Source organism: Bacillus sp. z33, assembly GCF_058313615.1.
In genome coordinates this window covers 314,743-340,108 of record NZ_JBZFQN010000003.1, presented here as the reverse complement: position 1 = coordinate 340,108, position 25,366 = coordinate 314,743, and the positions used below count along the sequence as shown (strand labels likewise).

Genomic DNA, 25,366 nt, shown 5'->3' with positions numbered 1-25,366 from the left:
TTCAAAATTACATCTATAATCATAACGCATAAATTGGATAAAAGTTACAGAATTTACACAAAATTTATAAAATATTGAAAAAAGGACCAGCTAGTATATAGCTGATCCATTAATGGAGTGGCCTCTAAATTCAATTAAGATAATTTTGAACGTAAATAAGAATCGATAAACATATCGAGGTCTCCATCCATGACTGCCTGGATGTTCCCAGTTTCGGCACTGGTACGATGATCTTTTACCATGGAATAGGGATGGAATACATAGGAGCGAATCTGGCTTCCCCAGCCAATTTCCTTTTGTTCGCCACGAATCTCCAATAACTCAGCTTCCTGCTGCTCAATCTCAAGCTGGTAAAGCTTGGATTTCAGCATTTTCATAGCTGTTTCACGGTTCTTGATTTGAGAGCGCTCTGTTTGGCAGCTCACCACTGTATTAGTTGGTAAGTGGGTGATCCGAACGGCGGAATCGGTTGTATTGATATGCTGACCACCCGCTCCACTTGCACGGTACGTATCAACTTTTAAATCTTCTGTACGGATTTCGATGTTAATCTCATCATTAAATTCAGGCATGACTTCACAGGAAACGAAGGAAGTATGGCGGCGGCCTGAGGAATCAAACGGCGAGATACGCACAAGACGGTGTACGCCTTTTTCCGCTTTTAAATATCCATAGGCATTATGGCCTCTAATTCCAAGTGTCACACTTTTTACGCCCGCTTCATCACCAGGCAGATAATCAAGAGTTTCAACTTTGAAGCCTTTCTTTTCAGCCCATCTTGTATACATACGCAGTAATAGGGAAGCCCAGTCCTGAGATTCCGTTCCGCCTGCACCTGGATGGAGCTCTAATATAGCATTATTTTTATCATATTCTTCACTCAGCAACAATTGAAGTTCGAATGCATTCAATCTCTCAGAAAGCTCCTTAAGCTCGCTCTCCAATTCTTCCTGAAGATCAGCTTCTGGCTCTTCCTTGATTAATTCGAAGGTCAAATCGAGATTTTCGTATGACTCAACTAACGTATTAAATTCGTTCACTTGTTCCTTTAACCCATTTGCTTCATTAATGATTCCTTGTGCTTTCGCTTGATTATTCCAAAATTCAGGTTCGGACATGATTTCATCCAATTCCATGATTCGGGCTTCTTTTTCTTCGAGGTCAAAGAGACCCCCTAAAGTCCGCCAAGCGTTTGGCTGTTTTTTCTAACTCATTACGTATTTCTGCTATTTCCATTTACGTTCACCTCATCTATTTTTACAAAGCACTTGTTCCTAACAATTAAATCCTCTATTCAGGAAAAAGAGAGCCGGCCTAACCTAAAAGCCGTCCCTCTCTATTTACCATATCCTTATTATACGCGTCAATGTCATGTAAAGATACTTGAAAGCATTCCTTATCTTCCATGGCAATTCTTATATTTTTTTCCGCTTCCGCATGGACACGGTGCATTGCGTCCAACGGATTCTTCATTGCGTTTTGGTTTTTTCTTGACTGTCTCGCCTTCATCACTCTTCGGATTAACAGCCTGACCTTTCACTACTTCTTCACGTTCCAAATTATTGCGGACCTCTGCTTTCATGATGTATTTGGCCACATCGTCTTCAATAGCAGAGATCATTGCCTCAAACATCGCATATCCTTCTTGCTGATATTCATTCAGTGGATTAATTTGAGCATACGCACGTAAATGGATCCCTTGTCTCAATTGATCCATTGTATCAATATGATCCATCCACTTACTGTCTACAGCGCGCAGTACGATAACTTTTTCGAATTCACGCATTTGCTCAGAAGAAAGTTCCTCTTCCTTCTCATTGTATTTTTCGATGATTTTATCATAAATCAATTCGATTAACTCTTCACCATCAAGCTCTTTTAATTCCTCAGCATTAAAAGTACCTTCAGGTAAAAGATTTGCATAGACATAATCTAAGAGTCCTTCAATATTCCAGCCTTCACTTTCTACATCTGGCGCAAACGCATAAACATTACGCGTTAGAGATGAGCGAATCATCGTCTCAACGATTTCACGCAGATTCTCACTTGAAAGTACATCGAAACGCTGCTTATAAATAATCTCACGTTGTTGACGAAGCACATCATCATATTCAAGCAATTGTTTACGGGCATCGTAGTTATTTCCTTCAACCCGTTTTTGCGCAGATTCAACCGCTTTGGATACCATTTTACTTTGAATTGGCTGGTCATCATCCATACCAAGGCGAGACATCATGTTCTTAATATTGTCAGACCCGAAACGGCGCATCAATTCATCCTCTAGTGAAAGGTAGAATTGCGTAACCCCTGGATCTCCCTGACGTCCGGAACGACCACGAAGCTGGTTATCAATACGGCGGCTTTCGTGTCGCTCCGTACCAATAACAGCAAGACCGCCCACTTCTTTCACACCTTCACCAAGCTTGATATCCGTACCACGGCCGGCCATATTCGTAGCAATCGTAACGGCACCCGGCTGTCCGGCATCCAGGATAATATTCCCTTCGCGTTCATGCTGCTTCGCATTCAGGACACTATGCGGAATCCCTTTTTTCTTCAATAATTCAGACACATATTCACTCGTTTCAATCGCAACCGTACCAACAAGAACTGGCTGGCCTTTCGCGTGGCGTTCCGCAATATCTTCAACGACTGCTTTAAATTTCCCTTCCATGGAGGAAAAAATTAAGTCTGCACGGTCATCACGCACGATGTCCTGATTCGTAGGAATCGCAATGACATACATATTATAAATATTACGGAATTCCTCTTCCTCTGTCTTCGCCGTACCGGTCATACCGGAAAGCTTTTCATACATACGGAAGTAGTTTTGGAATGTAATGGTCGCAAGTGTCATGCTTTCGTTTTGGATATCCAGGCCTTCCTTGGCTTCAATAGCTTGATGGAGGCCATCGCTATAACGTCGCCCTTTCATCAGACGGCCGGTAAATTGGTCAACGATAATGATCTCGCCATCTTGAACCACATAATCTACATCCAAATGCATGGAAGCATGCGCTTTTAACGCCTGGTTAATATGATGATTCAAGGCAACATGACTGATTTCGAATAGGTTATCAATACCGAACGCCTTTTCAGCTCGGCTCATCCCTTCTTCAGTCAGCTGTACACCCTTTGTCTTTTCGTCGTATGTGTAATCTTTATCTTTCGTTAACGTACGGACAAAAGCATTGGCCTGCATATACAGCTGTGTTGATTTTTGAGCAGATCCAGAAATAATCAATGGGGTACGCGCTTCATCAATCAAAATGGAGTCAACCTCATCGATCACCGCATAGTGAAGCGGACGTTGTACCATCTGCTCCTTATAAAGCACCATATTGTCACGCAAATAATCAAAACCAAATTCGTTATTTGTACCGTATGTGATATCGGCATTATACGCTTCCTGTTTCTCTTCACGGCTCATCCCAGTAAGATTTAAGCCAACAGATAATCCAAGGAAATTAAACAATTGTCCCATTTCAGTCGCGTCACGGCTGGCCAAGTATTCATTGACGGTAATAACATGTACGCCCTTACCCGTGATCGCATTTAAGTATACAGGCATAGTGGAAGTCAGCGTTTTACCTTCCCCTGTTTTCATCTCTGAGATATTACCTTCATGGAGGGCAATCCCCCCCATTAATTGAACATGGAATGGATACAAACCAAGAACGCGGCGTGATGCCTCTCTGACTACTGCAAATGCTTCCGGCAACAGGTCATCCAGCTGCTCTCCATTCGCATAGCGTTCCTGGAATTCCGCTGTTTTGGCTGTCAGTTCTTCATCAGATAAACTTTCCATAGATGATGCCAATGCTTCGATTTTATTTGCAGCCTTATTCAGGCGTTTAAGTTCAGATTTATTAGGGTCAAACAATTTATTCAAAATCCCCATTAAGCAGTCTCTCCTCTTATTCGTAAAGGGTTCAATAGACCCTAGAATGAATATAGATTTATGATCGTCCAAATTTTAATTTTCACATTAATAGTACCACTTACAAATGGACAAAACAACAGAAGGAGTAAGTGTCCACCTGATATTTTTGGGTTATTTTACCTCAAAAATACACTTCAAGTTATAATTGAGCCTTAAAAACAAGGAGCGGAAGTTGGTTTAAAGGAACGAATCCCAGAAAAATGATCTGAAGATAGACTGAATTTGGATGAAATCAGGGGTGAACCAAGAAGAGAACGACTGACATAAACTAAACAGCCTTAAACTTTAAAATTAAGATTGGTTTTAACAATTAGAAAGAGATTAAGCCAGTTATGGAGCGGTACGGGGTATAGATCAGCAGATTTTATGAGTGAGATTGGAGACATTCGAGCGAAATATTCAGCAATACGCATAGCGCAATAATAAGGCGAAAAAGGTTAGTAGATTGATAGAATCGCATTTCAGCAAAAAAGTCGTGTGCCCACCCTCTATTAAATAGGGTATTAAAAAGCAGTTCCCATAACAGGAACTGCTCTCTATCAGGCATAAAATTAATTATGCGCTTCGATTAGACCGTATTTGCCATCTTTACGTTTGTAAACGATATGAGTGCCGTCTGTTTCTGCATCTGTATAGATGAAGAAATTATGGCCAAGCATGTCCATTTGAAGAATAGCTTCTTCGCTGTCCATCGGTTTAAGATCAAAGCGTTTTACACGCACAACTTCTAATTTATCTTCATCTTCTTGCTCAGCGCCGCTGATATCTCCAGCTGGAAAAGTGAATAATTCCTTACCACTTTCACGGGAACGACGGTTCACTTTAGTTTTATATTTACGAATTTGTCTTTCCAATTTATCGTTAATTAAATCGATACCTGCATACATGTCTGCATTTGTTTCCTCTGCGCGTAGAACCAAGTTAGGTAGCGGAATAGTGATTTCAACTTTAGTTGTTTTATCGTTGTACACTTTCAAATTTACATGTACGTTCGCATCAGGTGTTTCTGTAAAGTATCTTTCTAATTTTCCGATTTTTTTCTCTAGATATTCTCTGATTGCTGGAGTTACCTCAATGTTTTCACCACGAATGTTATAATTCATAAGTGAGTCCTCCCTTTCTACTCTATAACTATTATATTCTACAATCCCTAAAAAAATCCTGCTTATCTCGACAAATTCTTTATTTTGAAATATTCAGCTTTTTCAGGAATTTATATATAGTATACCCTATCTACTAATAAAAAATCACTATTTCTCATGATAATTCAGTTAAGGTAATCATTTCCTCTTATCGTAATAAACTCCATCCGTCATCATCGCCTCATAAGGATTCGCATATTTTTGATTATGCTGTTTTTGTTCTTTTACCATTTTAAGATCCCGTGCTACTTCCATTCTTCGTTTAGCCATTAATTTAGTCAGTTCATCATTCAGCTTCACACATAACCCGCCGATTTTTTTTTCCTCGTCTGTAAAAGGCGGCTGTATATCCTTCTGCAAATTTCCACGGATTATAATGATTTCATCCAGTTTGCTCATTGCCATCTCACGGTCTTTTTCCCAGCTCACATCACTTAATACTTCAATTGCTTCCTTTGATACCAAATAATATTCCCGCAGCGCATTCATCATAAACCGAGCCCCTCCGTCCTTCATTTAAAAAAAGCCCTGACTTTTCGGAAAGCCAAGGCCAAATAACCATCATGTATAAATATTGATCAGCATGCCTTGAATTTCTCCAATCATGCTTAATAAACGTATGCTTTTATCTTCCTTATCGAGGACTTCATTAGTGAGGTCGACCAGCTTTTTGTCCACTTCTTTTACAAGCTTATATACTTTTGCTGACCCACGCTGATTAAAGCCGCGGTGCTCCTCTAATTGCAGTCCATTTTTCACGGCATCATCCAGGAAGTCCTTCACAAGTTTTTTATATTTACGCAAATGATCAATCGACTGAGTTTCACCAAGCCTGTTGCCCTGCTCCTCAATCTCCTGCATTTTACGTGTCAGCCGTTCAAGAGTCAGATCACTGCGCCGCGTTCCGATCACTTCCTTAAAGGACACGGAATCTTTCGCTATCTCTTCTCGGGAACCGGCCTTTTGCAAACCCGTCCTGCCTACACGTTGTACCTCCATGAGATCACCTCAACCCAATTACTTCAATAATTGTAGCACACCTTGCGGAAGTTGATTGGCTTGTGCCAACATCGCCTGTGCTGCCTGATTTAGAATGGTATTCTTTGTGAATTCTGTCATCTCAAGAGCCATATCTACATCACGAATCCTCGATTCTGCTGAAGTGACGTTCTCGCTCATCGTTTGTAAATTCGTAATCGTATGCTCCAATCGATTCTGCATGGCACCTAAATTGGATCGTTCAGCAGAGACTGTTGCGATTGCTGCATCAATTTTTGAAATCGCCTCATTCGCTGCTTCAGCAGTTTTAACATTCAATGGCGTAGCCCCGGAACCTAATCCAAGTTTGTCCGCACTCATTTGCTGAATCGTTAATTCAATTGTTTGACCCGCATTGGCGCCTATCTGAAAACTAAATGAATCATTACTTCCATCTAATAATTTCGCACTATTAAACTCTGTCGTCTCACTTACACGATCAATTTCTTTCGTTAATTGATTATATTCCTCCTGGATTGCATTTCGATCTTCATCTGTATACGTCCCATTCGCACTTTGCACAGTCAATTCACGCATACGCTGCAGCATTTCATGAACAGAGGACAAGGAGCCTTCTGCTGTCTGAATGAGAGATACCCCATCCAAAGCATTTCGTTCCGCCATATTTAAGCCACGGATTTGCGAACGCATTTTCTCAGAAATAGCAAGGCCGGCTGCATCATCCGACGCTTTATTAATACGTAGTCCGGATGATAATTTTTCTAAATTTTTATTTGTATTTGCTGTATTGGCAGAAAGATTGCGATAGGCATTTAAGGCAGAAATATTATGATTAATTTTCATGGAAATGCTCCCTCTATTATTAGATTTTTTTCCTCATTACACTATTTTCATAGGCCGATACTTTCTTGGTGAAGGAATCAGCCTTTAGATTATTTTTCAATTGCATCGCTTCATTCCAGGCTGTGGAAAGCGTTTCGACGATCTTTATTAGACAAGAAATACTGTCCGTATTTTTGGTCATGTTCACCCTGATGAGTTCTTCAGCCAAAAAATTATAGATGGTGTCTAAATTCTCTGCAATCAGACCCGCCTCATAGCGCAGTCCAATGCCAAGGCGATGAACGATGTCTCCAGCCTTTTGCAGACTTTGATTAGCTTGAAACAATTCGCTTCCTTCAATCTGACGGGTAGCATCATATAAACAGGTTACGAGTCCTTCATACAATAAGGCCGTTAATTCCTGAGATGATTTTTGTACGATTAGTTCTTCTGTTAAAAATTCCACTCACTGAACCCCCTCTACTAATTACTATATCGACGTTCTATTTGTATTGTTGATCGAGCTCCTCCAATAAAAGGAGTATTTCGGCAATCACGGCATACAGCTGAGGAGGGATTGAATCGCCAAGGTCGATGTCCAATAGATGGCTGACCAGTGACTCATCCTCCTGCAGATGGATATCGCTTTTCTTCGCCATTTCAATAATCTTTCTGGCTACTTCTCCGGTTCCCTGCGCGACGAGCTGCGGGGCCTGTCCATTTTGTTCATCATAGCGGATGACGGCAGCGGTCGGGCCATTCACTTTTTTACGATTCAGTTGATTGAAATATTGCTGTCTCATATCGTTATGTCATACCCCTTCTTCTTAAAGGTGGATGGAGCAGATGGGCTCGTTTCTCTTTCAGAAGCCTTCATTCCCACAGTCATCGGTTTAAACTGAACAGAGCCAATGGAGTAGCCAATCTCCTTGAACCGTTCCAAGGAGGAATCCGTTATACGGGTCATGGATTGCTGCAAATCATCCATGTCACTTTTAAAGGTAAGAAACAAATTTCGATTGTTCGCTGTCAATGAAATCCCAATCTCGCCAAGCCGTTTAGTTTCCATCACAAAATAAAGACTGCAGTTTTCCCAATCAATTTGATCCTTATCAGATTGCGAATTTACAAATACCTTTACATTCTCCACTTCCTTATGAAGCAAAAGTGGAAGCTGCAGGGCCAAGTTTTGCATCCCGGTAGTAGAGTCAGACTTAGCAAGAAGCTGCTGACCCGTTAAATTTTGGACGGCCTGCTCCACTTGCTGAGTCAGCTTTGGAGTGAGCTGGTCTGATTGCAATAATGAAAGCAAAGAGGATTTAACAGTCTGCGGTATATCCGGCTGTTTACCGCTCAAGACGGATTTTGCTACATCATGTTCATTCATCATTCCCATTTTTCGAATCAGCTCCAACACATTCCTCCCCGACTGCTCTGGCTTTGCACTTTGGGTAAATACATCCTCATCCAGGATACTCGTCATGCCTGCTACGAAATGCTTGACTTTGACATCCGACGGTTTAAATAATAAGCCCTCAACTGATGTCTTGACTTCCTTCACAATCTGGTTGGCATCTGTTAGTTTCCCATTCATAAGCAGAGCCTTTGCTTCCTGTAAACGGCTGCTCGCCTGCATAAGCTTCTTCTCCGTAGACATATCGGTATAAAGCATGAATTCACCTTTTAGGATGGCTTGATCCAGCTGTTTAATTGTCGATTCCAACACCTGTTTAACCTGAGGCTGCTTTTGCTCCATCATTTTAATAGACTGATCGAGATTCTTCGTAATCTCTCTTTTGATATGTTTAAAATCAATCGTAAGCTGAGAGAGCTTTTTACTAATCTCTGTAACAATCACATCTTTTGAAGAGAGATTTAATCCCTGTATGGCCTGATTGATTACATTCTGTTCAGATTCTGATAGAGAAATAGCTTGTTTCCCTTCCATTATTTGCGGATTACCCTCCTGTAAAGTGGTTAACGCCGTCATGAGTTCCTTACGCGCTGTTAATTCCCTGCCCTTGGAAGCGAGCTCTGTTACCTTTTCGATTGAGGCGGTAAAATGCTTCACACCTTCGAGTCGTTTGGCAGAATCACTATTCAAGAATTCTGTCGTTTTAGCTAATACGGTAACCATGGAAGAATCCTTTTGAACGCTTTTCATTAGATTAACAACTTCCTTGCCTTCCGCAGATAACTCCATATTTCCAAGGTTTGCTGTTCCCTTGCTTTGTTCAATCCTGCTGAGTGTTTGAATTATGGATTCTTTGCCTGCCTGCAGAGATTTTAAGATAGTGCTTTTTTCTGCAAGGGAAAGATCCGGTGATTCCTTTAGAAACTTCATCACCTGCTCAGAGATTTTAGAAAAATCTGTTTGTGATAGGATGGCTCCTTTTAAATCCTGAATTGTAGTGACTGGCACCTGACTAGAAGGCGTGATGGCTTTCGTTATTACAGGGATTTCTCTGCCAATCTCACTGACCAATTTCCCAAGTGATTGACCATGTAAAGCAGAATGGATTGCTTTTAATTCAGGTAATCGTACCTCTAATCGACGATCTGCCAAGGCCGTAATAGTCGCTAATTTCTGCTCTGCCGTCCCACCCTCTGTGCTCATAAAGTGCTGGATAGTCTGGATACGTTCCTTAGAAAGGGAGTACCCTTTATCCTGTAGGATTTGCGCAGCCTGGCGAACCTCTTTAACAGAAGGATCCACTCCGGCTGCTTTCAGAATCTCTTCTACCTTCGTAGGAGCCTGTCCTACTACTGGCGATTGACTTGTTGATAGGGATTTAACCGTTAATTGGTCGTTATCAATGGCCGTAATCTCCACTTGCACTTTGTTTTGTGCCGGAACACCATTTTCAAACGTGACGTTCATCTCTTTTCCTTTTATCGAAACGACAGCCGTATTGGCAGATATCCGTTCTTTAATCGTGACAGACTGAATCTGCCCAACCGTATATGAATTGCTTTTTCCATTTATGCTTTGCCCAGAATGGAATGCTTGTATCTGCATCACTTTCACTCTCCGTCCAATATATCCTTACTCCTTTTATCGGTAGATTACGTTCAAACATTAGCTAATGTTGAGCAACCAGACTTAATTTTCTATATTAAATTCGTTAAAGAGAACAAAAAGTTCCTAATAAATAACAAAAAAGCTTGTTTTTTTAAAATAAATAGGTCATAATAACTATAGATGAAATTACATAAAATGGTTTTCAATGAGAAGAGGACGAGAAATGAAAATGGATAAAGGTATTCATGTACTGAATGCCATGCTGATTGGTTTGATTTTTTTTAATATCTATTCATACATAATTGGAAGTTTAGCAGGATTGAATTTAATAGTACTTGGATCTGTCCAAATTTTCATGATTGCCTTTATGAATGGTGTCCATGACTGGTGGATCACCCATATAGAAGATGAAGATATATTTAATTAAATAGCAAAGGGCCGAAAGATTAATCTTTCGGCCCTTCCTTTATAAAATTAAGCCTGCCCACTCGAAGTGTATTGCTTTTGGCGGTTGAGCTGGATCGCCTGCTTCCATGTATCACGGAAGTCCACTACCAACCCCTCCACCTCATCCAAAATGGCCGGATCATTTTTCGTATTCGCTTCAACCAATCGAGTGTAGATATAGTCATACATCGTCATCATATGATGAGAGATTGCCATGTCCATATTTAATGTAATTCGCAGTTCACTAATGATCGTTTGGGCTTTCAGGAGATTTTCATGTCTCACTTGGATTTGTTTGGATTCCATTCCTACCCTGGCTGCTTTAATAAATTTCAGGCAGCCATTATAGAGCATGAGCGTCAGTTCCCCTGGGGAAGCTGTATTCACAGTATTTGATTGATAAGCCTGATATGGATTTTGTATGGCCATTTATTCGTACACTCCTTTTTTATTAACCAGTCGCAAACATGGATGATAAATATCCAGATTGGCTGTTCGCCTGTTGAATTGCTTTTTCCATGGCGGTAAATTGTTTGTAGTAGCGATCCTCTACTTGGATCAGCCGGTCCTCAAATCGGCTGATTCGGTCCTCAATGTTCGTTAAATCTCTGCCCATCGTAAACGTAGCATTTGTCGATAACGAAGTACCCGCTCTTGTCTTCAGCTGGTCGGTCGCTGCGGAAATATTGGTTTGTAGCTTTGAGAGAATTCCACCCTCTGAAGCAAATAATGCCTCCACACTTTCAGGATCTTCTTCCAATGCCTGCCTTAATTTCGTTTCATTGATTTCGAGTTTACCGCCTGCCAGATAATCGGAAGTAGTCGAGATTCCAATGCTGCTTAATTGCTTATACAAACCGGTAGAAGAGGAAATCGAATTAGAAAAACTGGAACGCATATTGTTTAAAACGCCTGTCAAAATGGAATCATTTTTTAAAAGACCAGCCTTCGCTATTTTGTCCCATTTCTCAACCTCATTCTCACTCAAACTATCACGTTCTTCATCTGACAAAGGAAGATAATTACGATTACGTTCCTCACTGACTTTCCCTTTAATCCCAGCAATCAGTTCGTTATATTTATCCACAAAGCCTTTTATATTGTCATACACTTTAGAGGAATCGTTGTTGATGCCGACAGTTACTTCTTGATCAAATGTAGTTTTGAGCGTAAATGTAACACCATTCATGGTGAAGGTATTGCCTGGCCGTTCAGTCTCTAAGCCATTAATGGTGAATTTAGCATTAGACCCTGCTTGAACAGTGGCTCCCGTCAGTTGAAGGGAACGTGCCAATGATGAGTCACCTACTTGAATTGCCTTGTCCCCGGCAAAATCACCTGTTTCTTTCCTTGTAATCGAAATTTTATCTGTATGAGAATCATAGAACATGGTCAGTCCGAGCTTTGACGAATTCACTTTATTCATCACCGTATCGAGTGATTGATCAGCTGTAATGAAGAATGTCTCACTCATCTCCCCACTGGAGGTTGTGGTCTTCATATCCATTGCCGTATATTTTTGTGTATATTCAGCCTCTATTTCGACAGCTTCACTGGCAGCTGAGTTAAGAGTTACTTTGCCTGTATTGAAATCGACCGTACCTGATAATGAGCCAACACTAAAACTCCCAGTCTCTCCAACCACAACAGATGACCCGCCAATCTTCAGGTTTAATGAATCTTTGTTTATGGCTCCTTTAGATAGTTGAAAGCTTGTAGCATCTTTAGCTACAGTGAGCTTTTCCACCTTTTTATCCGTTACATAGTTGACTTCGATGGCTGACCCTGAAGCTGGAATAGTATCGTTGAATGTAATAACTCCATCAGACCCAATTGCGTAATTTTCTTTCCCATCTTTCGAATATTGATCCAGAACCTTACCGGCCACTTTAACTTGTACCTGATCACCTTTAAGATTCACTCCACTTGGTATGTTAAGTTCTATAGTTGACCCTTTGGGTGTAAACTTTTCTGTCTCAACAACTCCAGGAACGTTCTCCCATGTGAGGGCAGAAGCAAAATTTCCCGCCATGGAATCCAACGACTTACTGGTATCTATTTTGCCAGTAGCACCGGACAATCCTGTCGTTGTAAGAGAAGCTGCTTTTGCCAATTGAGTGACTTTAGATAAAGAATAACTGGTTGCACTGGCTCCGGATGTAGCGGTCGCAGTAACCATTGCTTCATTTGTACTGCTTGTTGTTTTGGAACGATAAGACGAACTTAGCTTCATGTTTAGTACTTCTTGTCGAAAATTTGTTAACAGCGTATTGATGGAACGATAGTCATCTCGCTTCCATTCAAGTGTCTGTTTATTTTGCTTTAATTTATCTATCGGCATTCTCTCAGCCTGCATCAGCTGTTTAACCATCGTATCCGTATCTATGCCACTAGCTAAACCTGAAATACGCATTCTCTCACATCCTTAAACTTTTCTATCTACAAACAAAGCCATGTTTTCCACCATAGCTGCATACATATCAAGCATCTTCCTTGAAGGAATTTCACGCAGCACATTGCCTGTTGAATCATCAACCACGGTCACATAATATTCATTGAGATCCTCGTGAAGTTCAAATTTCAAGGACGCATGCATGGGTCCTATAAATCTATTCATCGCTTCCGTCGTTTCAGTTAACTTCTCTTTCATTTGTACATCTGTCATAGGTGACTGTTCTTGTTGAGGAATAACGTTCTGAATCAAAGCCTGCTCTTTAATAGGACCAGCACTTTTAGTAAGCAACTGTGCAGCCAAATGACCAACATCAGCCGAAACACCATTCACCATCTCGCACCTCCAACTATTCAGTTCACTGTTATTAGGTATATCGGTAGGAATGGGAAGGTTTTAAGAGAAAAGAATAATTAATGAGGAATATAAAAAAAAAGGAACCCGAAAGGTCCCTTTTAAATAAAGATTAACGTAACAATTGAAGTACGTTTTGTGGTTGTTGGTTAGCTTGAGCCAACATTGCTTGTGATGCTTGTGAAAGGATAGAATTTTTAGTTTGTTCCATCATTTCTTTCGCCATATCAACATCACGGATACGAGATTCCGCAGCTGTTAAGTTTTCGGAAGAAGTATCTAGGTTATTAATTGTGTGTTCTAGACGGTTTTGATTTGCCCCTAGTTTAGAACGCTCAGCTGAAACTATTTTGATTGCACCATCAATAGTTTCTATGGCTGCTGTCGCATTAGTAGACGATTTAATGTCAATACCTTCAGTAGTTTGAGCAGCTGAAAATGTAACAGGTGTAGGATCTGCATCTGGATCTGCTTTTGTTAGGTTTGTACCCGTGCCCACTCTTAATGTGTTAGCGTCCATAGCGGAAATCTCTAATGTCATCGTTTGCTCTTTATTAGCACCAATTTGGAATGAGAGAGAAGCTGCACCATCTCCATTCAATAACTTTTTTGTATTGAATTCTGTATTATTTGCAATACGAGTAATCTCTTTTGCCAATTCATTCACTTCTTTTTGCAGTTCTCCACGATCTTCGACTGTATTTGTATCATTTGAAGATTGTACTGCTAGCTCACGCATGCGTTGAAGAATGTCAGTGGTTTCGCTTAGAGCACCTTCAGCTGTTTGAATTAAAGAAATACCATCTTGAGCATTTGCAGATGCTTGATCTAACCCACGTACTTGCGCTCGCATTTTCTCTGAAATAGCCAAACCTGCTGCATCATCAGCTGCACTGTTAATACGTTGTCCTGAAGATAATTTCTCCATTGATTTAGCTTGTGCATTTGTTGCTGCACCCATCTGACGGTGTGTGTTTAACGCTGTAATATTGTGATTGATAATCATTTAATTTTCCTCCTTGGAATGTTTAGGTGGACTTCCTTTTCCACTAATCTCCTATATTAATATAAAAACTTGCATTACAAGAAAGAGATCTCTCTATATAATCCAAGTTTTTCTACCTAATTAACGTAGTAATTGAAGTACGTTTTGTGGTTGTTGATTGGCTTGGGCCAACATAGCTTGAGCTGCTTGAGAAAGAATAGAATTTTTAGTTTGATTCATCATTTCTTTTGCCATATCAACATCACGAATACGAGATTCCGCAGCTGTTAGGTTTTCAGAAGATGTACTCAAATTATTAATAGTGTGTTCTAAGCGGTTTTGATTTGCACCAAGTTTAGAACGCTCCCCTGAAACATTCCCAATTGCAGTATCTATTGTATCTATAGCAGCTGTTGCTTTAGCAGACGTCTCAATATTAATGCCTTTAGCTACAACCGCGTCACCCCCAGCAACAGTTGCTGCTGCTGCAGTTAAATCTGTTGTATCATGTACTCCTAGTGATCTTGCATCCATAGGATCTATGGTTAGTGACATTGTTTGACCTTTATTAGCTCCAATCTGGAATGTTAGTGAGCTGGCACCTCGACCATCAAGCAACTTTTGAGTATTAAATTCTGTATTATTAGCAATACGAGTAATTTCTTTTGCTAATTCATCTACCTCTTTTTGTAATTCTCCACGGTCAGTAGCTGTATTAGTATCGTTTGATGATTGTACTGCTAACTCACGCATCCGTTGTAAAATATCATGAGTTTCACTTAATGCACCTTCAGCTGTTTGAATTAAAGAAATACCATCTTGAGCATTTGCAGATGCCTGATCTAACCCACGTACTTGCGCACGCATTTTTTCAGAAATTGCTAAGCCTGCTGCATCATCAGCTGCACTGTTAATACGTTGTCCAGAAGATAATTTCTCCATTGATTTAGCTTGTGCATTTGTTGCTGCACCCATCTGACGGTGTGTGTTTAACGCTGTAATATTGTGATTGATAATCATTTAATTTTCCTCCTTGGAATGTTTAGGTGGACTTCCTTTTCCACCTGTTACTTTTAAATTTATATATTAATAGAAACGGCCCCATTGCCTAGGATGGGGGCTTCCAGTAATAACGAGCTGAAAAAAGACGAGCGGTTCTGACCCGAGATGCTTCCCTGCATCCTTAAAATCAGTGCCGCTCGTCCGTGAGCAAATTGTTTTGTTGATTATCTAGTAGTTCCCCACGCGTAATCTTTACGTGTTTGGGGGCGTCAATCGCTAAACGAAGGTGTCCATCTTCACTTTTAACGACCTTTACGGTGATGTCATCACCGATTTTAATATATTCACCAGGTCTTCTGCCAAGTACTAGCATAGTTGTGGCCCTCCTCCTTGAGAAAAGTGATCAGTGTAAGACCCTCATAGAGAACATGATCGTTCTTATGTTGAAAGTACACATACATATAAGTAAACATCCGCATCCTGCGATGATGTAATAAAAATACTTACTCGTCCTGAGTATTCAGTATGAATTTTTCAGGTTTGTTTCTCTTACATAATCTATATCGGAACCTTATACGAACATTTAATAGTTTTAATAAAAAAATTAAATTTTATATTAAAAAACAGAACCCATAATAGATTTCATTTTTTTGAATGATCTCAACATCTGAACTCACACTATCAATCCCCTAATCAGATGAATTCAAGCACTAACTATCAGCTGTTCGTTCTGTTCTTCGAATTAGTAATCAAATCCCCTATATTAACCGTAATCTCTGATGCTTCTACATTTTCATGCTGGATTTCTTCAAATAATTCCTTCCGATAGACGTCGACTTGCTTTGGTGCTTTAATGCCCAGTTTGACCTGATCGCCTTGGACAGAAATAACCGTGATTTCAATATCGGAACCAACTAAAATGGATTCATCTTTTTTCCTTGATAGAATAAGCATGCTTTACTCCCCCTTGCTTTCTACCATTGGAAATAAAGGTGTTCTCGTTTGATAGTTTGTTTGATTGAGAATGATTTGCTTCCCTTTGCCGTTCTTTGTATCGATAATCAGTGGAGCCTGAAGATTAATCGTTGAATCTTCAAATGGGTCCTTTGCTGTCACAATCGTAAACACTGTTATCTGTTCTTTTGTTACTCCTAATGATTCTACGATCTCATCATCCAATTTAAATTCATAAGCTGGATATGTTAAAAACGGACTTGTGACCACAAAAGCCAGATTGGATGTTGTGGCAGATTGAAGCACAAAGAAGGATTGATCATCTGTTAAACGAAGAAGCACAAATTTCTTCTCGTACGGGAAACCGGGAATGCCCTCATCAAATGTGATGATCTCTTTTTCCTCGATTACTTGCTCACCATGATATTTTGTTGTCAGCTTCACTCTTCTTCACCTCTATTTATTTATTTCAAATGGATGTTGATTGGCTATAAAAAATTTAAAAGATCGAACTTGTTTCATATAATTGCTTATACTACCTGGAATATAATTGATATCTGTTAATCAATCGATTGATTAATACGCGTGATTTGATAACCAAGCTGTACCGATGTTGAATTCATTCGCAATTGGAAAATCGGCATAGAATCTCATCCTTTTCCCAAACATAAAAAAAGAGCAGACCCAATTGGCCAAAGGGCGCTTCTTGAGTCAACTCCTCTTTTTTAACGCAAGAAATCAAGCAGGCTTGGCTGAATGATGCTGGCTCCCATTTGCAAGGCAGCTTTGTGCACACTTTCCTGCGTAATAAAATCTGTATAAACCTTTTCCATGTCTACATCTTCGTTTTCACTTAGCACCTTTTTGGCCAATACTTCCTGGTTATCAATTCTTGATTCCAATAGTTCGAGGCGATTGTAGCGGGCACCAAGGTCGGAACGTTCTGCTGAAAAAGTCGTGACTAAACGATCGAATTTCTCCAGTAAAGAGTCGAGATTCATATCTTCATCGGATAATTTGTTCTCAATGTCTCCAATTGTATCAAACAGTTCCTGACTGAATAATTGAGAAGAGTCTGCATTTGCCTTTAATTGAATCCCTCTTGATACTTCTACCAAATAAGGCTCATTTCCGGAACTTACTTCAATTCCGTTTTCGCCACTTTTAACAGGCGCTGTATTCACACTCGTTCCGTTGAAAATATAACGGCCGGCAACCTGCGTATTTGCGACGGAAACTAAATCCTCTTTCAGCTGAGAAATTTCCTTTTGGATAGCTTCCCGGTCTTCTGTTTGGTTTGTATCATTTTTTGCCTGCAGCATTAATTCGCGAATCCGCTGAAAACTTTTATTCCCCTGATCCATAGAAGCTTCCGAGTTGTCCATCCAAAGATAGACCTCGGATAAATTACGCTTATATTGCTCGACTTCTTTCAGGCTTGTCCGGTAATACATTCCCTTTTGAGCTACAACGGGATCATCGGAGGCTTTCGTGATCTTCTTACCGCTTGACAGCTGTTCCAGATAGCCCGCCATGGATCCATAGCTTTTATTAATATTCCGTAAAGAATTGGCTGCTACCATACTTTGCGTGACTCTCATTTTCTATTCACCTACCTGCCACCGACGCCAAGGCCGTTGATTATTTTATCAAGACATTCATCCAACATCGTAATCATTCGAGCCGATGCATTATACGCCTGCTGAAACTGAACCATATTTGTCATTTCTTCATCCAATGAGACAGCACTGACAGATGAGCGTCTGTCACTGACATTCTGCAGCAAGGTCGTGCTGTTCTCGGATAAACGATGCGCCTGCTCCGTTTTAACGGCCATGCTTCCAATCACGCTTTGCAAATAGGCGCCTAAATACTCTTTTTCAGCATTGGCAGAAGGGTCCGTCAATGCGTCTTTATAATTGAACTTTTCATAAAAGACATTAGCCAGTTTTAAGACATGGCTGGCATCCCCATCATTTGGAGTGGCAAGTGATGCATTTGCAATATAATCGTAGCTTCCCTGTATTTCTTTAGAAATTTGAATACGGCCGGCAAAACCTTTGACGTTCTGAGGTTCAGCATTATTTTCATCAACAAAGAACAAAATATCTTCATTAAAATCTTCTGCCTTCGCAGTTGGATCATTCTCCAAAGCTGATTTCCAGGCTGCAAGTTCCTTTGCACTTAAGCCTTCCTTATGAACCTTATTAAACTCAGTTGCAAAGGTATACGCCATATGGTCAAGTTCTTTGAGCATATCTGGCAAATCACCAATCTGCTTCCCATCCGCGTTCATATATCCATAGGTTTGAAGTAGAGAGAGCAGCTTGCCTTCAGAAGTAAAGATGGCTGTAGGAACTTCATTCCCGCCAATTTGCACCGTATCAACCGCTCCATCCTCACCATTATAGGTAAGAGTAATGGGATTAACCGTAGTGGAATCCACCAGTGTCATCGGTTCAGCCGTGCCATTGTTCAGCTTGATCACGGCAGTTCCTATTGCTTGCGCCTGTGAATTCCCGCCGTTTTTTACATAATCGACTTTAATATTCATCATGGAGGAAAGCTCATCAATTAACAGATCACGCGAATCATATAAATCATTCGGTAAGTACCCATGCGGTTCAATCGCTGCGATTTGTTTATTGAGGTTGTCGATGCTTTCCATCAAGCCATTGGCCTTTTCAACTGTCACACTCAATTCATTCTTCAAATCGGAACGGACCATATTTAAGGAACCATTCAAATAGGTGAACGTATCTGCCAGGGCAATCCCCCGTTCGCGAACAACTGCCTTCCCACCGGAGTTAACAGAGTTTATGGCCAGATCCTGCAAGGACTGCCAGAATGAATCGATGGAATCAGCTAAACCTGTTCCCTCCAACTCATTCATTACATCCTCTATTTTACTTAACCCTTCCGCTTTTCCATTCCAAAACCCGAGCTTTGTACTTTCACTTCTATATTGGACATCCAAGAAGCTTTCACGAATCCTCTGGATAGAACCCGCTTTAACACCAGTGCCTAATTGACCGGGTATTTCTTCGCGGTTCATCGAAGGATTTGGAAAGGCTGTTTCCGTTGTCATATTAACCCGCTGGCGTGAGTATCCGAGAGTATTGGCATTGGCAACATTTTGACCCACTACATTTAAAGCAGCTTGATGAGTCGTCAGTCCGCGCCTGGCTGTTTCTAACCCGTGAAAGGTTGATGTCATAAAAGCTCCTCCATTTTCGTTTCAGGCCTTCGAATCAAATAGCGATTGGCTTTGTTTTCTCCCACCCTCTGAATCCTGCGGCCTTTCATATGTATAGTTCTCCGTCTCTGGTAACATAAGATTTAAATTTAAATTCACGAATTGCAGAGATTGATAGATTAACTGCTGGTTTAATTCATTTCGTTCTTTTAAACGTGTAACCTCAGCTCTCAATTCGGTTCCCAAATTATTCAGTTCAGCTTGCTCCATTTCATTAGCATATTGGATACACTCTGATAAAGAGGCGGAACCTTGATAGACGCCCTTTTTTTCAAGAAAGGCATGTACGTCATCCTGCCGAACCTTTTCTAACCTTTCAATCGCAACAACTAACTTTCTTTCCCGAACCAGCAGGCTGCTTAATGGTTTTAACTCTTCAGCCTTGATTGCTTCTGTTTTTTCCTGAGCCATTCTATTCAGTTCCCTGTGCAGATCAATGAGCTGCCGCAGTGTTTGAATAATCGATAGAGCTGACATTTGTACGTTCACCCCATATAAAAAAAGAAAGCCAGTACAAACCTCATACTGGCCTCAGGTTTATTTTTGTGAATAAAAATTGAATACGCTTTTTGCTGTCTCATTGACATTCATTTGATAGGTGCCGTTCTCAATCTGCATTTTAATTTCGTCTATTTTAGCTTGACGCTCAACCGTTACACTCGATATATTCTGCATTTCTTTCGCTTGACTGGAGATTTCCACTTTATCGGCAAGCTGAGAAGGCTTCATGGAGGTATCGGCTTTATTGACTGCCTTTTGGTATGGGTTTACGCCGTATTGATTAATCTGGTTAATTTTCATTTTGCGTTCCTCACTTTCCTTCCGTCACATTAGCTTCTAGGGATGATTGATTGTATACAATCTGATGAACAGATTGTATCGTCAGCCCTTCTTGCATCTCTATTATTAATATCGACAACAAAGATGATTTGTTTACTAATCCATTAAGAAAATTATGACATAGAGAAAAGCATTATTCAAAATTGATTAGCCAGGTCTAAATACTTATTTTCACTAAGATTTGCGGTAATAGGTCATTTGGTGCGCACGTTCTTCTATCTCTTTGTGGAGTGTCTCATCCCGTTCATGCTGCTCAAGGTCGGCACGCAAATCTTCCGTGCAGCGTACACAAAACCGGCCTTCCCGAATTAAGGACCCGCAATACTCACACGTATAGCCCAAATTGGGATTGGACGTGATTCTCAGCTTCCCGCTTTTGATAAATCTCATTAACAAAGACTCATCCACACCTGTTGCTTTTACCACCTGAACAATTGTTGCTGTGCGATTTTCACGTTTACGGATATATTGGTAAACATCATTATAGATAGCTTCTTCTTTTTTATAACAAATCTCGCATACATCCCTGAATTGATTTTTCACGAACAGGGCTTGGCATTTCGGACAATTAGATAGTTCATTCATCAAACGTTTCCTCCTCATAAGCAAGGTTATAGTTTACTTATCGGATTTTTATTAAAAAAATGAAGGCTACCGTGCGATTGTCAAAGAAATCACGGTCCTTGCACCTGCCTCCTTTAAAATGATACCGGCATGCCTCAGGGTTGAGCCTGTTGTATAAATATCATCAAGCACAAGAATGGTTTTGTCCTGAAAAGATGAGGCTTCAGGATGGATACCAAAAACCTGTTCCGTATGGATGCGCTCATACCGGCTCTTTTTCGACTGCTTTTCTCCATGTACACGAATCAGCCCGCAGGTCAGAGGAATCCCGGCCATTACACCCATCGCTTCAGCCTGGTTAAACCCACGTTCATATATGCGTTCGTCACTTAGCGGAATGGGAATCACAACGTCTGCTTGCGGCGCTTTTTTACGCAGTTCATTGCTGAATAAGCGAACCAACTCATAGTCTCCGCGATATTTAAAGCGGGCAATGACGTCCTTCATAAATGAATTATAGGTATATAAGGAAACATTATAATCAAGCGCGCGGCTGTACAATGGGTCTATCAGCCACTGCTCACAATCTGGGCATCTGACCCCCTCCTGGAGTGGCTTACAGCAAATCTCACATGTACTCCCCTGGATGGGTGTAAGCATGGAACGACACGTTGTACAGAGTAAATCAGCCTCCTCTAAAAAGAAGATATTCGCCCAGCCTGCACTCTCCTGAATGGGGCTGTGGCAATAGAGACAAATAGAAGATTGAAAAATGGTCAATCCACTAACCCCCTTTTGACGGCTTCTTTATTCATTTGGTTAATTTGCTGAATGGCATCAAGCATGGCATTCGTTTTTCCATAATGAAAATATATACAATCACCATGTGGGTGGTCTTTACTTCTGCCAACCCGTCCGGCAATTTGAACGAGTGCTGACTCCGTAAAGATATCCTCCTCTGCTCCAACAACCGCCACATTCAATTTAGGAATCGTCACACCTCTTTCCAAAATCGTAGTTGTCAGCAAGCCCTGAATCTCACCCCTACGCAGCTGTATGATTTTATCTTTTCGTTCAGGATCCTCCGCGTGGACAGATAGGATGGCTGGCATATAGCTTTGAAAAAGAGGAAGTGACTTTTCCATTAACACGATATTCGGGAAGAAAATAAGAAAGGGCAATTTGCTTTCAATGGCTTGTTTCAGCCAATTGGCCAAAGGTTTGGGAAGTTTATTTTTCTGAATAGAAGAAGACCAGTTTCCAATCCATTTCATAGAGGGAACTGGGATGGGGTGTCTGTGAAAGCGGGCCGGGAGCAGAATTCCGTTTCGTTCACCATGTTGAAATTCACGCTGCCAGCGTTTGGATGGAGTGGCGGTCAAATAAATGACAGCAGCATCTTTTTTACAGGCCTTTTTCACGGCGTAATGGAGATGTGGATCAAAGGAATAGGGGAAAGCATCTACTTCATCAATAATCATCACATCAAAAGCCTCCGCATAGCGCATCAGCTGATGGGTGGTCGATAAAACAAATGGAGCAAAAAGCTGTTTTTGCTCACTATCCCCATAAAGGGCTGCAATCGGAATATTCGGGAATACGGCACGGAGCCTTGGAGCAAGCTCCAGAATGACATCCGTGCGGGGAGTAGCCAGGCAAACTCGTTTTCCTGAATAAAGAGCTTCTTCAACACCGGCGAAAATCATCTCGGTTTTGCCGGCTCCGCAGACTGCCCAGATGAGCAAATCTAAATTGCCCCGTACAGCTTCCGTTATTTTATCTGAAGCTTCTTTTTGAGATGAGGAGAGTTCTCCATTCCAGTTTAGTCGGGCTGTTTCAGGATTCCACGAAGGCATATCGCCCTTCCAACCATAAAGAGTAGAGCAGGAGCTGATTCTGCCCATCATAATGCAATAACGGCAATAAAGGCAGTCTTCACCACATACACTGTGGGGGAATGTTGCAAACAAGCGAGAATCCGCATTTCCGCAACGTCTGCAAACGCCTTGTTCAATTCCTTTAACAGAGTAGATGTGTTCATTCGTATGCAGGTGATCCTTCAATTCTTTTGGGATTTCAGTGATGAGGAGCTCTTTGCCAACGAGGAGCTGCTGCAGAGTAATCGCAGAGGATGATGGGGTGAGTCTGGATGCTTTCAAATGGAAAACCTCCTTTAAAAGTAAAGGGTCAGCCATACAGCCGACCCAAATGAGGATTGTTAGTTATATCGTTTTGCCCAGCCAAGTCCGAAAGCTCCCTGGCCCAAGTGGGTAGCGATAACGGCACCAAAATAGCTGAGGCTGAATTCGGCTTCCGGGAACTTCGCTTTCAGTTCATTCAACATTTCAGCCGCTTCTTCTTCACTATTCCCATGAATTAAAACAGCTTGAAGAGGCTCACCCTTTTGATACTCAATCTCAAAGAGCTCAACGATTCGTTTAAGCGCCTTTTTCTTCGTACGGATTTTTTCAAAAGGGACAATGACCTTGTTTTCGAAATGAAGGATTGGCTTTACTTGAAGCAAGCTGCCAATTATAGCTGCAGCACCATTTAAGCGGCCGCCCCTTTGTAAGTTTGAAAGATCGTCTACCATGAAGTAAGCATTAGAGGAATCGCGGAGTTCATGTAAGCGTGCAATGATCTCCTCAGGATGCTTGCCTTCCTTTGCCATTTTGGCTGCTTCAAGAACAAACAGTCCCATAATCATGCAGGTGATTTCGGAATCAAAAGCATAGACTTTGATGTCATCAACCATTTCTCCAGCTGTAATCGCCCCTTGATAGGTTCCGCTGATTCCGCTCGATAAATGGATCGTGACAACAGCGTCATAATCTTTAGCAAGCTCTTCAAACTTTTCAATGAATTTACCCGTTGACGGCTGAGAGGTCGTTGGGAGCTTGTCCAAGCGTTGCACCATCTCATAAAAATCAGAAGCAGTTAACTCATTCTCTTCCTGATAGACTTCATCTCCAAATGCTACACTCAATGGAATCATATGTATGTCATACTGCATACGCAGGTCTTTAGGTATATAAGCTGTACTATCTGTAATTATTGCAGTTCTCATTATTTGAAAACCTTCCTTGTTATTAAGATTTTCCTCTATTTATATTCTTCATTTTAAATGATTATCCTTCGATTTGCATTATATTGTTTGAAATGCTACTTTTTAGATTATTCAAACCACTATTTTCTTGCCAAGAATCAGCAAATCTTTTTTCACTCCATCAAGTTCAGCAACACCAGGAAAATTCCCCCATTCTTCAAATCCATACTTCTTAAAAAGGCGAATACTTGGTTCATTATGGGCAAAAATAAATCCGAGTAATGTTTCAATCCCCAAGCTCGGCGCCCGCTTAATGGCATACTCCAAAAAGTGAGCTCCAACCCCTTTATACCGGTAAGAATGGTCCATATAAATACTGATTTCTGCGGTCGCTTGATAAGCAGGCCGTCCATAAAAATCCTGAAAGCTGAGCCATCCCATGATCGTACCGTCCTCTTCCATTACCCATAAAGGCCTTTTTTCAGAGGTATGATTCAGGAACCAATCTAAACGGCTTTCTACATCCACTATTTCTATATCGGCTGTTACCATTCTACTTTGAATCGTGGAATTATAAATTTCGACGATTCGAACTAAATCTTCTTGATTAGCATCTCTAATTTTATATGGAATATCCACAGTTTCCCCCTCCTAACTTGAGAAAAAACGATATCAAATGATAAACAGTATGGTAAATCACTCAAAGGATTCCCTATCAATTACCAATCCATAATGAACAAAAAAGCACCAACCAAATGGTCAGTGCCATAATCTTTATTCTATTATACTCTAACTTCAACCCAGCCGTTTTTGATTGCATATACAACAGCCTGGGTACGGTCGTTTACATTCATTTTTTGCAGGATGTTACTTACATGGTTTTTAACCGTCTTTTCGCTAATAAACAGAGTCTCACCGATTCCTCGATTACTTTTGCCATCAGCCAGTAATTGAAGGACCTCACATTCACGGCGTGTTAACAAATGCAATGGACGACGAATTTCTACATTCATGATATTATCACCATTTGTTGCCTCATCTGTTGCCAGTCTGCGGTAATCACGCACCAAATTATGAGTAACCTTCGGATGCAAATAGGAACCCCCATCTGCTACGACTTTAACAGCTTCGATTAGGGCATCAGCATCCATTTCCTTTAATAAATAGCCGCGTGCTCCTGTTTTTAAAGCATGGGTTACATAGTTTTCATCGTCATGGATCGACAGCATAATCACGCGAGAATCCGGGAATTTTTCAATCAGCTGCCCGGTTGCTTCAACACCATTCACCTTTGGCATATTGATATCCATAATCACTACATCCGGATGATGTGTATCCATAATGGAAATAGCCTCGCTGCCATCGTCCCCTTCAGCGATTACGGAGAAAGAAGATTCAAAATCCAGAATCCGTTTAACCCCTTCTCGAAATAATTGATGATCATCTATGATTGCAATTGTCGTTGTCATTATTTTCCTCCCCTATTACTCTTACAGTAGTAGTCGTTATCTCTATTATATTCTTGACTACATTCAAAC

28 protein-coding genes are annotated in these 25,366 nt (G+C 40.8%); 1 reads left to right on the top strand and 27 read right to left on the bottom strand.

The features are described 5' to 3' along the window. Positions 1 to 134: 134 nt before the first annotated feature. The 9 genes from prfB to AC4G3L_RS13360 form a co-directional block, all read right to left on the bottom strand. A protein-coding gene (gene prfB, locus AC4G3L_RS13400) for a peptide chain release factor 2 (RefSeq protein WP_491077487.1) occupies positions 135 to 1,236 on the bottom strand; the annotation gives its coding sequence in 2 pieces (ribosomal slippage) (positions 135 to 1,163 and positions 1,165 to 1,236; 1,101 coding nt in all). Between the two features lie 160 nt (positions 1,237 to 1,396). Next, a complete protein-coding gene (gene secA, locus AC4G3L_RS13395; protein WP_491077486.1) occupies positions 1,397 to 3,901 on the bottom strand; it encodes a preprotein translocase subunit SecA in 2,505 nt (834 codons plus the stop codon). A 593-nt stretch (positions 3,902 to 4,494) separates the two neighbouring features. Continuing rightward, the gene (gene hpf, locus AC4G3L_RS13390; RefSeq protein WP_491077485.1) at positions 4,495 to 5,046 is read right to left on the bottom strand and encodes a ribosome hibernation-promoting factor, HPF/YfiA family; all 552 of its coding nucleotides are present in this window, start codon (positions 5,044 to 5,046) and stop codon (positions 4,495 to 4,497) included. Between the two features lie 177 nt (positions 5,047 to 5,223). After that, positions 5,224 to 5,577: a flagellar protein FliT gene (fliT, locus tag AC4G3L_RS13385; RefSeq protein ID WP_491077484.1), complete on the bottom strand. Its 354-nt coding sequence runs from the start codon at positions 5,575 to 5,577 to the stop codon at positions 5,224 to 5,226. A 69-nt stretch (positions 5,578 to 5,646) separates the two neighbouring features. Beyond that, positions 5,647 to 6,084 carry a YaaR family protein gene (locus tag AC4G3L_RS13380; RefSeq protein ID WP_491077483.1) on the bottom strand — a complete coding sequence of 146 codons (438 nt, stop codon included), beginning with the start codon at positions 6,082 to 6,084 and terminating at the stop codon, positions 5,647 to 5,649. Between the two features lie 18 nt (positions 6,085 to 6,102). Further along, positions 6,103 to 6,927, bottom strand: a complete 825-nt coding sequence (locus AC4G3L_RS13375) for a flagellin N-terminal helical domain-containing protein (protein ID WP_491077482.1) — start codon at positions 6,925 to 6,927, stop codon at positions 6,103 to 6,105. 19 nt (positions 6,928 to 6,946) lie between these two features. After that, complete coding sequence (locus AC4G3L_RS13370; RefSeq protein WP_491077481.1) at positions 6,947 to 7,372, bottom strand: flagellar export chaperone FliS; 426 nt, start codon at positions 7,370 to 7,372, stop codon at positions 6,947 to 6,949. Between the two features lie 37 nt (positions 7,373 to 7,409). Beyond that, positions 7,410 to 7,709, bottom strand: a complete 300-nt coding sequence (locus tag AC4G3L_RS13365) for an EscU/YscU/HrcU family type III secretion system export apparatus switch protein (RefSeq protein ID WP_491077480.1) — start codon at positions 7,707 to 7,709, stop codon at positions 7,410 to 7,412. After that, complete coding sequence (locus AC4G3L_RS13360) at positions 7,706 to 9,925, bottom strand: hypothetical protein (protein ID WP_491077479.1); 2,220 nt, start codon at positions 9,923 to 9,925, stop codon at positions 7,706 to 7,708. Before AC4G3L_RS13360 ends, AC4G3L_RS13365 begins: the two co-directional genes overlap by 4 nt. Before the next feature lie 226 nt (positions 9,926 to 10,151). Here AC4G3L_RS13360 and AC4G3L_RS13355 point away from each other — a divergent pair, with 226 nt between their 5' ends. After that, entirely contained in the window at positions 10,152 to 10,355 is a 204-nt protein-coding gene (locus AC4G3L_RS13355; protein WP_491077478.1) for a hypothetical protein, read from the top strand. A gap of 47 nt (positions 10,356 to 10,402) precedes the next feature. Here the strand turns inward: AC4G3L_RS13355 and fliS are convergent, their stop codons facing one another. From fliS to AC4G3L_RS13265, 18 genes are all read right to left on the bottom strand, one after another. Then, positions 10,403 to 10,804 (bottom strand): flagellar export chaperone FliS, encoded by a 402-nt coding sequence (gene fliS, locus AC4G3L_RS13350; RefSeq protein WP_491077477.1) that lies wholly within the window; start codon positions 10,802 to 10,804, stop codon positions 10,403 to 10,405. 22 nt (positions 10,805 to 10,826) lie between these two features. Next, complete coding sequence (gene fliD / locus AC4G3L_RS13345) at positions 10,827 to 12,788, bottom strand: flagellar filament capping protein FliD (protein ID WP_491077476.1); 1,962 nt, start codon at positions 12,786 to 12,788, stop codon at positions 10,827 to 10,829. A gap of 12 nt (positions 12,789 to 12,800) precedes the next feature. After that, the gene (gene flaG, locus AC4G3L_RS13340; RefSeq protein WP_491077475.1) at positions 12,801 to 13,163 is read right to left on the bottom strand and encodes a flagellar protein FlaG; all 363 of its coding nucleotides are present in this window, start codon (positions 13,161 to 13,163) and stop codon (positions 12,801 to 12,803) included. Positions 13,164 to 13,293: 130 nt separating this feature from the next. After that, positions 13,294 to 14,187, bottom strand: coding sequence for a flagellin Hag (gene hag, locus AC4G3L_RS13335; RefSeq protein ID WP_491077474.1), 894 nt, complete (start codon positions 14,185 to 14,187; stop codon positions 13,294 to 13,296). Between the two features lie 120 nt (positions 14,188 to 14,307). After that, the gene (gene hag, locus AC4G3L_RS13330; RefSeq protein ID WP_491077473.1) at positions 14,308 to 15,186 is read right to left on the bottom strand and encodes a flagellin Hag; all 879 of its coding nucleotides are present in this window, start codon (positions 15,184 to 15,186) and stop codon (positions 14,308 to 14,310) included. A gap of 169 nt (positions 15,187 to 15,355) precedes the next feature. Beyond that, entirely contained in the window at positions 15,356 to 15,541 is a 186-nt protein-coding gene (locus AC4G3L_RS13325; RefSeq protein WP_491077472.1) for a carbon storage regulator, read from the bottom strand. A gap of 344 nt (positions 15,542 to 15,885) precedes the next feature. Next, positions 15,886 to 16,122, bottom strand: a complete 237-nt coding sequence (csrA, locus tag AC4G3L_RS13320) for a carbon storage regulator CsrA (protein WP_491077471.1) — start codon at positions 16,120 to 16,122, stop codon at positions 15,886 to 15,888. 3 nt (positions 16,123 to 16,125) lie between these two features. Continuing rightward, positions 16,126 to 16,566, bottom strand: coding sequence for a flagellar assembly protein FliW (gene fliW / locus AC4G3L_RS13315; RefSeq protein WP_491077470.1), 441 nt, complete (start codon positions 16,564 to 16,566; stop codon positions 16,126 to 16,128). 281 nt (positions 16,567 to 16,847) lie between these two features. Further along, entirely contained in the window at positions 16,848 to 17,723 is an 876-nt protein-coding gene (flgL, locus tag AC4G3L_RS13310) for a flagellar hook-associated protein FlgL (protein ID WP_491077469.1), read from the bottom strand. An 11-nt stretch (positions 17,724 to 17,734) separates the two neighbouring features. Beyond that, positions 17,735 to 19,339, bottom strand: coding sequence for a flagellar hook-associated protein FlgK (gene flgK / locus AC4G3L_RS13305; protein WP_491077468.1), 1,605 nt, complete (start codon positions 19,337 to 19,339; stop codon positions 17,735 to 17,737). A gap of 21 nt (positions 19,340 to 19,360) precedes the next feature. Beyond that, positions 19,361 to 19,855: a flagellar protein FlgN gene (locus AC4G3L_RS13300; protein ID WP_491077467.1), complete on the bottom strand. Its 495-nt coding sequence runs from the start codon at positions 19,853 to 19,855 to the stop codon at positions 19,361 to 19,363. Positions 19,856 to 19,915: 60 nt separating this feature from the next. Continuing rightward, positions 19,916 to 20,179: a flagellar biosynthesis anti-sigma factor FlgM gene (gene flgM / locus AC4G3L_RS13295; RefSeq protein ID WP_491077466.1), complete on the bottom strand. Its 264-nt coding sequence runs from the start codon at positions 20,177 to 20,179 to the stop codon at positions 19,916 to 19,918. Between the two features lie 213 nt (positions 20,180 to 20,392). Continuing rightward, the gene (locus tag AC4G3L_RS13290) at positions 20,393 to 20,803 is read right to left on the bottom strand and encodes a TIGR03826 family flagellar region protein (RefSeq protein WP_491077465.1); all 411 of its coding nucleotides are present in this window, start codon (positions 20,801 to 20,803) and stop codon (positions 20,393 to 20,395) included. Between the two features lie 66 nt (positions 20,804 to 20,869). After that, positions 20,870 to 21,562 carry a ComFC family protein gene (locus AC4G3L_RS13285; RefSeq protein ID WP_491077464.1) on the bottom strand — a complete coding sequence of 231 codons (693 nt, stop codon included), beginning with the start codon at positions 21,560 to 21,562 and terminating at the stop codon, positions 20,870 to 20,872. After that, positions 21,559 to 22,941, bottom strand: coding sequence for an ATP-dependent helicase ComFA (locus tag AC4G3L_RS13280; RefSeq protein ID WP_491077463.1), 1,383 nt, complete (start codon positions 22,939 to 22,941; stop codon positions 21,559 to 21,561). The genes AC4G3L_RS13285 and AC4G3L_RS13280 overlap by 4 nt, the downstream gene beginning before the upstream one ends. 59 nt (positions 22,942 to 23,000) lie before the next feature. After that, positions 23,001 to 23,849 carry a DegV family protein gene (locus AC4G3L_RS13275; protein WP_491077462.1) on the bottom strand — a complete coding sequence of 283 codons (849 nt, stop codon included), beginning with the start codon at positions 23,847 to 23,849 and terminating at the stop codon, positions 23,001 to 23,003. 111 nt (positions 23,850 to 23,960) lie between these two features. Next, positions 23,961 to 24,467 (bottom strand): GNAT family N-acetyltransferase, encoded by a 507-nt coding sequence (locus AC4G3L_RS13270; protein WP_491077461.1) that lies wholly within the window; start codon positions 24,465 to 24,467, stop codon positions 23,961 to 23,963. 143 nt (positions 24,468 to 24,610) lie between these two features. Continuing rightward, positions 24,611 to 25,297, bottom strand: a complete 687-nt coding sequence (locus AC4G3L_RS13265) for a response regulator (RefSeq protein ID WP_491077460.1) — start codon at positions 25,295 to 25,297, stop codon at positions 24,611 to 24,613. Positions 25,298 to 25,366: the final 69 nt, after the last annotated feature.